The sequence below is a fragment of the Nocardiopsis sp. TNDT3 genome, assembly GCF_003427465.1.
Taxonomy (GTDB): Bacteria; Actinomycetota; Actinomycetes; order Streptosporangiales; family Streptosporangiaceae; genus Nocardiopsis; species Nocardiopsis dassonvillei.
In genome coordinates this window covers 1-9,146 of sequence record NZ_QPFC01000796.1, presented here as the reverse complement: position 1 = coordinate 9,146, position 9,146 = coordinate 1, and the positions used below count along the sequence as shown (strand labels likewise).

Below are 9,146 nucleotides of genomic sequence, written 5' to 3'. Positions count from 1 at the left end.
CGGCCCCCGACGTCTGCGCGCGGGGGCCGGGCCTCGGGGCCGTCGTGGCGAGGACCCCGCCGGTGGGCGGTGTGCGGCCTCCCCCCCGCTGACCTGCGAGGTGCGGCCCGTGTCCGGCGGGTGTGCTCACCCGCGGTGGAAGACGTAGCCCGCGTGGTGGAGCACATCGTCGGCGAAGCGGCCGTAGGCCCAGAATCCCAGGTCGTCGCGGTAGACGATGCGGTCCCCCTCGATCCAGAACGACCCCTGGTAGGCGTGGGGGCGTCCGCCGCGCGTCTCGTCGTAGCGGCCGTCGGCGGTCAGTTCCTGGTGGATGAAGCCCGTCTCGTCGATCCACATCCCCAGGTACGGGCTGTCCGCCGGTGTCCGCGTCGGCCCCGGGAACCGCTCGGTCCGGGGCTCGACCAGACGTCGGCCGTTGAACAGGGCGAACTCGCCGTCGATGACGACCGCGGCGGCTCGCTCAGGGCTCCAGACCACCTGCTCCAGCGCGGTGGTCCCGGGACGGTGCCCGGAGAGCACGACGAAGGTCGCCGGGTTCCCGGGTGCCAGCGTGCCGACCCTGTCGGAGGGGCTCCTGCGCAGTCCGGCGACGGTGTCGTTCTCGACCACGCCCGGGACGACGGTCAGCCCCGAGCAGTCCACGACGACCGCGCCGTCGTCCTCGGCGGCCGTGTGCAGGCCGGTACCGACCCCGGCTATCTCCTTCCCGTCCAGGAGAAGGTCGGCACCGGTCAGGTCGCCGATCAGCGGGTCGAACGTGTACACGGCGGCGTTGACGAACATCAGTGGGCGGTGCGGCTCGGCGGCGACGGTCCTCAGCAGGTCCTCGTCGAAGAACGTGGTGCTCATGGCCTACTTCCGAAGGGTGTGGGTGCGTCTCGGGAACGCTCTCCACCCTCGGTGACGGAAGGAGGGGTGACCAGGCCGCGCTTCACCTGGGTGCCGCGCACCCTGGCTGGATGGCGTCAACAGACCACCCCCGCGTGCGCGGGGAGCACCTGGCTGACGTGTATCCCAACGCCGGTGTCGAGGGACCATCCCCGCGTGCGCGGGGAGCGCCGACGACCTGCGAACTTACCAGCGGCAAGCAGCCGTTCTCCCAACTTCTTGAGAAACAGGAAAAACGGATGATGGGCCCGGCCCTGGAAAGACCATGGCCGCAGAGTACCGGCAACACCACCTCGGCCTCGGCGGCCTCGACCAGCCCGATGGGTAGGGTCCCCCCCCCGGCCGAGTCGAGTCAGACCGTGTCGCGCAGCGGCGTCGGCACCACGTGCTCCGACACCTCCGAGTGCACCTGGTGCAACCGGGTCTGCACCGCCCGCCGGAGCTTCGTCAGGCACTCCACCAGGGTGATGTCGTCCCCGACCAGACCCCCCTTGGCCACCACCGGTGTTCCGTCCAGCGGTCCCCCGCTCAGGTGGCCGTGCACCGTCAGCGGAACGATCTCGCCCCCGACATCGAACGCGTGCACGTCCAGCTCGTCCAACAGGCTCGCCACCAGGTCCCCGCCGGTCAGGTACAGCCCGCTGGGCAGCGCGTGCGCCCCCGTGGTGTCGGCGACCTCGTTGACCACGTCCGCCACCAGCCGCGCGATCCGGCCGGGCAGTTCCGCGCGGACCTGGACTGGCAGCTCGCGCACCCGGTCGGAGGGCGTCACCACCCGCAGCACGCACAGTTCCGGAAAGCCCGAGGAGGTCAGCTGCTCGGACAGTTCCCGCGCGGTCTGCTCGGCGACCTCGTCCGCGCGGTCCCCCACGCTGAACTCCACCGCGTCCAGGTCCACGAACCGCACCGCGCCCGTGCGCGCGACGGTGGCCAACTGCCGCCGGGTCAGCTCGGTGGTGCTGCCCACCACCCCCAGCAGCGGCCCGCGCGAACCCGCCTGGCCCCTCAACCGCAGCGCGTAGGCCAACAGCGCCCCCGTGGGCCCGGGGTCGGCAGCCAGCCACACGATCCCCGTGTCGTGGTGCGCGGCGGCCGCGGCCTCGGCGATGTCGGTCAGGTGCTGCTCGGTGCTCGCGTCGCACACGACCACGGGCTCGTCACCGGCGAGCAGTTCGGCGGTGAGCATCGTCTGCGTCACCTGCCGCACGGGCACGTGGCGCACCGGAAGGTCGGTCTGGACGGCGAGGATGTCGGCGACGGAACTGGTGGTCATCGGGCACAGCGGATCGTCGGCCAGCTCGGTGCGCTCCAGCGGCAACCCGTTGAGGAACTGCAACCCGTCCTCGGTGATGCGCCCCGAACTCGGGAAGGCCGGAACGAACAGCACCCGCACCCGTGTTCCGGCGGGTACGCGCTCGCGCACGGCGTCGTAGGTGGCCTCCAGTTCGGCACCGATGTTGCCGCGCAGCGTGGAATCGGTCCGTTTGACCACCAGCCCCACCGGCCACACCGCTTCGACCACGTCCGTGACCAGGTCTGCGGCGTGCTCGGGGGGAACATGGCGGCTGTCCAGGTTGGCCACGACCACGTCGTAGTCCCCCACGACCCGGCTCACGTGCTCGGGAGTCACCGTGGCCACACGCATCCCGGTACGGGCGAACCGGGCACCGGTGGCGTTGGCACCGGTGAGTTCGTCGGCGACCACGAGGACCTGGGCCACGGTGCGTCTCCTTCGGCGTTCGGCGAAACCCCGGGGCGAGCTGGGGCGGGTCCTTCCAACATAGGCCCATGCGGGCGGTCCGGGGAGCGCCCGGGCCTCCCGCGGGAGCCGGGAATCAGACGTCGACCACCGACCGCGTGCGGGCGCTGCGCCGGGCGGCCTCGATGACCTCCAGTCCGTGGATCACCTCGTGCGGGTCCACCGGCAGGGGCTCGCCCTCGCCGACCGCGTCGCGCACCCCGGCGTAGAACTCCGGGTAGGCGCCGCGCGCGCTGGGCACCGGCCGGGTGTGGCCGTCCACCCCGAGCACGCCCCAGTCCGCCTCGGGAACCACGCCCCAGTCGTCGGCGTCGGCCCGCTCCCCCGCCGTCAGCCGGGCCTCCTGGCCGTCCATGCCGTGGCTGGTGAACGCCCCCTCGTCCCCCAGCACGCGAAAACGCGGCCCGCCCTGGGCGGTGAGCGCGCTCATCCACAGGTGGGAACGCGTGCCCCGGGCGTGGTCGAGGGCCAGGAAGACGTCGTCGTCAGCGTTGACGCCCTCGCGCCGGGCGTCGATCTCGGCGTAGACGGAGGAGACCGGGCCGAACAGGTTGACCGCCTGGTCGATCAGGTGCGGGCCCAGGTCGTAGAGCAGCCCGGCCCCGGCCTCGACCCCGCCGCTCTCGCGCCAGGTGCCCTTGGCCTGGGGACGCCAGCGCTCGAACCGCGACTCGAAGCGGTGTACGCGGCCCAGCCTCCCCTCCTCGATGAGACCCCACAGGGTGAGGAAGTCGGCGTCCCAGCGGCGGTTCTGGTACACGGTGAGCACCCGGCCCAGCTTGTCCGCGAGGTCGGTGAGCTCCCGGGCCTGGAGGGCGGTGAGGGCGAAGGGCTTGTCCACCACCACCGCCAGGCCCGCCTCCAGGGCGGCCTGGGCGAGCGGGGCGTGGGTGTCGTTGGGCGTGGTGACGACCGCGATCTCGTAACGCTCGGCGTCGGCCCACAGTTCGGCGACGTTCGGGTACACGGTGACGCCGGGGTAGCGCGCCTCGGCGGCCCTGCGGCGGTCGGGGTTGCCCGTGACCACCGCGGACAGGCGCAGTCCCGGAACCGCGTCGATCAGCGGCGCGTGGAAGACCTCACCGCCCTTGCCGTAACCGATGAGGGCGACGTGCAGTTCGGGGCCGTCGTGTTCGGGTGTGCTCTGTGCCTCGGGTGCGTCAGCCATGCCACCAATCTAGGGCGTGCCGCCCCGACCCGCTGGTGGCGGGCGGCACGTGCCGTTCCCTCGCGGCCTGCGGACGCCGTCAGCGCTCGGGGGCGGACACGGTGAGGCCGCCGGGCAGGGCGTCGAAGGCCCGACGGTACCGGGCGAGCAGGTCGGGGACCGTGGGGGTGCCCGGCGCGGCGGCCCAGTCGGCCAGCGCGTACCGGGCCGCGGAGGCGACCATGTCCAGGGCGAGCCGCGAACGCGGGTCGCCCTGGTCGCCGACCCCCAGCACGGCCAGGGCCCGGACCGTGGTGCGTTCGCAGAACTGGAGGTTGTGGGCGCTGATCGCCGGGGTGCTCCCGGCCAGGCTGAGGCTGAGCCGGGCGGCGTGCGTCCACTCCCGGTCGGCCACGTGTTCCACGGCTTCGAGGATCGCGTCGCGTGCCAGCTCCACCAGGGGCCGGCCGTCGGGCCCCTTCTCCTCCAGCACCCGGAGAAACGCCCCCCACAGGTCCTGCAACGGAGCCATGGCCAGCTCCTCCTTGCTCGCGAAGTAGCGGAAGAAGGTGCGCTTGGAGACCTCCGCCTCCGCGCAGACCTCGTCCAGCGTGACCTGGTCGTACCCCGCCCGGGTGAAACGCTCCAGCGCGGTGTCGACCAGGGCCCGGCGGGTGCGGCGCTTCTTGCGTTCGCGCAGGGACTCCTCGGAGGCGGCGGGGCGGGGACGGGTGCTGGCCATGGCCGCAGTGTACCGAAGCAGACCGCCACTCGACGCCCATAGCCCCTTGGCAGCTTTGGCTCCTTGGACGCTTTAGCCTCTTGACGCATAATGCCTCTGAGTGCCATATTTTGATCCCGTCCACCCCGTCCCGCGAAGGAGCCCGGACATGCGCGCCCTGGTCGTCGACCGCACCGCACCCCACCACCTGCGACTCGGAGAGGCCCCCGAACCGGTTGCGGCCCCGCACCAGGCGCTGGTCCGCGTCACCGCCACGTCCCTCAACTTCGGCGAGGTGTCCACCGTCTCCCATTTGCCCGACGGGACCGTGCCGGGGTGGGACGCCGCGGGATTCGTGGAACGCCCCGCCGCCGACGGGTCCGGCCCCGCCGTTGGAACCGCGGTGGTCACCCTGGGTGCGGCGGGGGGCTGGGCCGAACTGCGCGCCGTCGACACGGCCTCCCTGGGGGCCGCCCCGGAGGGCGCGGACCACGGAGCCCTCAGCACCGTCCCGGTGGCGGCCACCAGTGCTCTGCGCGCCCTGCGCGAAGTGGGGTTCCTCCTCGGCAGAAGGATCCTGGTCACCGGGGCCACCGGTGGCGTGGGACGGTACGCGGTCCAACTCGCCCGCATGGGCGGCGCGCATGTGACCGCCTGCACCGGTGGACCCCGGACCCACGGCGCCGAACTGCGCGGCCTGGGCGCCCACGAGGTGGTGTCGCAACCCGGGGAACCCGACTACCTGTTCGACGGGGTCGTGGACTGTGTCGGAGGCCCCCAGCTGGTCACGGCCTTCGACAGGCTGAACGCCGGGGGAACCCTGGTGGCCGTCGGACACGTGACCGGGCAGCCCGAGCACTTCCCGCTCGACGCGTTCCTCGTGGACGACGGGCGGCACAGCCGCTCCATCACCGCGTTCCACCTCCAGAACGGCGTGGCTCCGGCCGGGGACCTGGGTTGGCTGGCCGGTCGGGTCGCCTCGGGAGACCTCGATCCGGGGATCTCCTGGCGAGGTTCGTGGGACCGGGCCGACGAGGCCGTGGCCGCCCTCCTCGAACGCCGCCTGCGGGGCAAGGCCGTTCTGGAGCTCACCGCCGGGTGAGGGCCTACCGCCCACCGCCGCCCGTGTCCGGCGCACGCGGCGGCCGCCGGGGGACTCCCCCCGCTGACCTCGGCGGTAGGCGTCAGGAAGGCGAGCCTCCGGCGGGTCCGGCCCGGCCGGTGCGCGGCGGGTGGTGAACGGTGGGAGCGGCTGGTGCCGTTACCGGCCGCGACCACGCAGGCGGGCTGGCCGCCGGTGCGGACGGAGGCCGTCAGAGCCGGTCGAGGCGGGCCCTGAGCAGGCAGAACTCGTTGCCCTCGGGGTCGGCGAGGACGTGCCAGGGCTCCTCCCCGCTCTGACCGATGTCGGCGAACACGGCACCGGCGGCGAGAAGGCGTTCGAGCTCGGCGTCCTGGTCGCGGTCGGTGGCGTTGACGTCGATGTGCAGCCGGGGTTTCGCCCTCTCCGGCTCCTCGGTGCGGCTGAGGATGATCGTCGGCTGCAGGCCGCCGAACCCCTCACGCGGCCCGATCTCGATGCAGCCCTCCTCGCGGTCCAGCACGACGAAGTCCAGGACCTCGCACCAGAACCGCGCCAGCACCTCGGGGTCGCGGCAGGAGAGCACGAGTTCACTGATACGACATGCCATGGACGAAGCCTGCTCTCCTCGTGGGAACCGACGGGGTGGCCACGCGCGGGTCTCGTGGACTCCGCGGCGGCGGCACTCCCAGACCGTACCGGGTGAGGCGAGCGGGAGCGAGGGAATTTCCGGGAACCGCCCGGCCGGGTCTACCCGGCCGAATAGGGCCGGTCCAGGCCGCCGGACACGGGTCACCGGCTCCGCTCCCCGGGCTCTCCGTCCGAGGTTCCGGGCTTCGGCTTCCACAGCCTCGAATCCGGGTTTGGGTCACCGGGCTTGGGAGACCGGACACTCGGTCCCAGGTTTCGAGGCTCCAGGCTTCGGTTCCCAGGTCCTCGACCCTCGATTCAAGAACTCAGGCTCCGGAATCCACACCCTTGGTTCAAGGGGCGGAGCTCTCGGGCCGTCAGATCGCGTTGAGGCTTATGGCCAGTTCGTCGAGGCTCTTCACGGCCAGGTCGAAGCGGTCCGTCGCGCGCGGAGGATCCCCGACGGGGCGTTCGACGTAGGCGGTCCGCATACCCAGGGCCTGCGCGCCCCGAAGGTCCCAGGCATGGGCGGCGACCATGAGCAGGCGGTCCGGCGGGCAGTCCGCGTTCGCGATCGCGAGCCGGTACACGTCGGGATGGGGTTTGTAGCCGCGCGCGTCCTCGGCGGAGAGCACCTGGTGCCAGCGGAGCCCGGCATGTGCACTGATACGGGTGAGCGCCGGGTGGCTGGCGTTCGACAGTCCGACCACCGGGAAGTACGAGGCGATCCGGTCCAGCGCGGAGGCGGAGTCCGGCCACGGCGCCAACCGCTGCGCGGAGGCCGCCAGCGAGCGGATCGCGTCCGCGTCGTCGACACCGGCCTCGGCCGCGACGCGTGTGGCCGCTTCGAGGTCGATCACCGTGCTGTTGGCGTAGGGGCGGCGGCCCGCGAGGATCTCCTGCTGCTGCTCGTCGACATGCCTGTTCCACACCTGGACCAACTCGCGCGCCCTCACGTCGTCGATGTCCGGGAGCAGTGTCCGGATGCCGCGCCCGATACCGGCGGGCTCATCGACCATGGTCCCCAGAACGTCGAAGACGATCACGTCTATGTCGGAGGGTGAAGTCACGAGAAGCGCTCCCTAGGTTCCTCCGCTGCGCCACCCGGAATGTGTGGGGGCTCAGTTACAGGAGGGTTCAGCGATCCGCCTGGCACGTTGGCGAGCATAGTGCGGGACCCCCCAGCCGTTCCCGCCGGAGGGGGTCAGCGGCTCCAGCGGTTCCCCCGGTCCCGACGGCACCGGACTGTCGGCACGGCCCCAGCCACCCCGCAGGAGGAACAGCACGCGGAGCGGCCGACACACGGGACGCTCGGCACGGCCGAACACCGTCCAGACCGGCCGACACGGTCAGCCGCCGCGCAGGGCGGTGCGCGCGGCCTCCAGGGTCGTGGTGCGGTAGGCGGCGCCGAACAGGCACACATGGACGAGCAGCGGGTGCAGCTGGTGCAGGGCGACCCGCGACCGCCACCCGGAGGCCAGCGGCGCCACCTCGTTGTAGGCGTCGCGGACCCGTTCCAGGTGGGGCAGGCCGAACAGGGCCAGCATGGCCAGGTCCGCCTCACGGTGCCCGCCGTGCGCGGCCGGGTCGATGACCACCGCGTCCTGAGCCCGCCAGAGGACGTTGCCGCTCCACAGGTCGCCGTGGACGCGCGCGGGCTCCTCGGGTTCTCCGGCCAGGTCGGCGACGGCGTCGACCACCTTCTCGACCACGCGGCCGTCGGACGGGGTGAGGGAGCCCTGGTCCAGGGCCTGGCGCAGGTAGGGGCGCAGGCGCTGCTCGGCGTAGAAGCGCGGCCAGTCCCGGGAGGGGGTGTTGTCCATGGTGAGGGGGCCGATGTAGCCGGGCCAGTCGGCGCCGAAGTGGTCGGCGCCGGTCAGGTGCATCCCGGCGAGTTGGCGGCCGAGGCGTTCGGCGGCCTGGGCGGTGGGTTCGCGCTCCTCGATCCACGGCAGGACGAGGATGCGGTCGTCCCAGGCCACGACGTCGACGGCGGGTGAGCCGAAGGTCCGGCCCAGCCAGTCCAGGCCGCGCGCCTCGGCGGTGAGCACCCCGTTGGGCGGGGCTCCGCGCACGAGGGACTTGACGAACAGGCGGGTGCCGTCGGTGAGTTCGGCGTAGTAGATGTCCCAGTCGTGGCTGCTGCCCGCGCGTGCGGCGCGCCTGACGTCGCGGTCGAGCAGGACGGTGAGGCGTTCGGCCATGGTTCCGTTGACCGGGTCCCTGCGGCGGCCCTCCCCGTGCCCGTCGCCGCCGTCGCCTCCGAAGTCCCGCACGATCCGCTCCCCCCTCACCCGCGCTACCGCCTCAACCGGGTGACGAGTTCGCCGGTGAGGCCCTTGGCCGCGGACTCCACCATGTTGAGTACGGCGGTGAACCCGTCGTCGCCTCCGTAGTAGGGGTCGGGGACCTCCGGGTTGGGTCCGGTGCCGGGCGCGAAGGAGCGGAAGAGGCGGACCCGTGACATGTCGAACCCGTACTCCTCACCGTACTCGTCGACGATGCGCCGGATCTCGTCGACGTTGTCCAGGTCCATGGCGAGGACGAGGTCCCGGTCGGCGAGGACCTCGTGGGCGAACTGGCGGGCGGTGTGACTGGTGAGGTATCCGTGCACGCGCAGGGTGGAGGCCGCGCGCGGGTCCATGCCGCCGCCCACGTGCCAGTCGCCCGTGCCGAAGCTGTCCACCGCCACGAGGTCGCTCATCCCGGCGCGTTCGAGGTCGGCGGCGAGGATCTTCTCCGCCATGGGCGAGCGGCAGATGTTGCCCAGGCACACCACACTGACGCGGTAGGGACCAGCGGGGTCACGCGGTTCCGGCAAGCTCATGCCCTTACCGTAACGAAAAACCGCTGCGGCCACGTGTTGTGGCTCCCGCGCGTTCGCCGGGCCGGGCGGGGCAGCGCGAAGCGGGAGGGG

Annotated in this window: 9 protein-coding genes; 1 reads left to right on the top strand and 8 read right to left on the bottom strand. The window is 72.4% G+C overall.

Annotation, left to right across the window (positions count from 1 at the left end):
• Window positions 1-126: 126 nt before the first annotated feature.
• The 4 genes from DQW06_RS19570 to DQW06_RS19555 all read right to left on the bottom strand — a co-directional run bounded on the left by DQW06_RS19570 (window position 127) and on the right by DQW06_RS19555 (window position 4,539).
• Window positions 127-852 (bottom strand): Atu4866 domain-containing protein, encoded by a 726-nt coding sequence (locus DQW06_RS19570; protein WP_117199069.1) that lies wholly within the window; start codon window positions 850-852, stop codon window positions 127-129.
• Between the two features lie 391 nt (window positions 853-1,243).
• Complete coding sequence (locus DQW06_RS19565) at window positions 1,244-2,611, bottom strand: four-carbon acid sugar kinase family protein (protein WP_071621407.1); 1,368 nt, start codon at window positions 2,609-2,611, stop codon at window positions 1,244-1,246.
• Between the two features lie 115 nt (window positions 2,612-2,726).
• The gene (locus DQW06_RS19560) at window positions 2,727-3,818 is read right to left on the bottom strand and encodes a Gfo/Idh/MocA family oxidoreductase (protein ID WP_013151505.1); all 1,092 of its coding nucleotides are present in this window, start codon (window positions 3,816-3,818) and stop codon (window positions 2,727-2,729) included.
• A 79-nt stretch (window positions 3,819-3,897) separates the two neighbouring features.
• Window positions 3,898-4,539, bottom strand: a complete 642-nt coding sequence (locus tag DQW06_RS19555) for a TetR family transcriptional regulator (RefSeq protein ID WP_013151504.1) — start codon at window positions 4,537-4,539, stop codon at window positions 3,898-3,900.
• Window positions 4,540-4,687: 148 nt separating this feature from the next.
• Here DQW06_RS19555 and DQW06_RS19550 point away from each other — a divergent pair, with 148 nt between their 5' ends.
• Window positions 4,688-5,620, top strand: coding sequence for a zinc-binding dehydrogenase (locus DQW06_RS19550; RefSeq protein WP_013151503.1), 933 nt, complete (start codon window positions 4,688-4,690; stop codon window positions 5,618-5,620).
• A gap of 211 nt (window positions 5,621-5,831) precedes the next feature.
• Here the strand turns inward: DQW06_RS19550 and DQW06_RS19545 are convergent, their stop codons facing one another.
• The 4 genes from DQW06_RS19545 to DQW06_RS19530 form a co-directional block, all read right to left on the bottom strand.
• Window positions 5,832-6,209 (bottom strand): VOC family protein, encoded by a 378-nt coding sequence (locus tag DQW06_RS19545; RefSeq protein WP_013151502.1) that lies wholly within the window; start codon window positions 6,207-6,209, stop codon window positions 5,832-5,834.
• A 397-nt stretch (window positions 6,210-6,606) separates the two neighbouring features.
• Complete coding sequence (locus DQW06_RS19540) at window positions 6,607-7,299, bottom strand: haloacid dehalogenase type II (protein WP_013151501.1); 693 nt, start codon at window positions 7,297-7,299, stop codon at window positions 6,607-6,609.
• A 279-nt stretch (window positions 7,300-7,578) separates the two neighbouring features.
• Window positions 7,579-8,505 (bottom strand): fructosamine kinase family protein, encoded by a 927-nt coding sequence (locus DQW06_RS19535; protein ID WP_013151500.1) that lies wholly within the window; start codon window positions 8,503-8,505, stop codon window positions 7,579-7,581.
• 23 nt (window positions 8,506-8,528) lie between these two features.
• Entirely contained in the window at window positions 8,529-9,056 is a 528-nt protein-coding gene (locus DQW06_RS19530) for a low molecular weight protein-tyrosine-phosphatase (RefSeq protein WP_026337862.1), read from the bottom strand.
• Window positions 9,057-9,146: the final 90 nt, after the last annotated feature.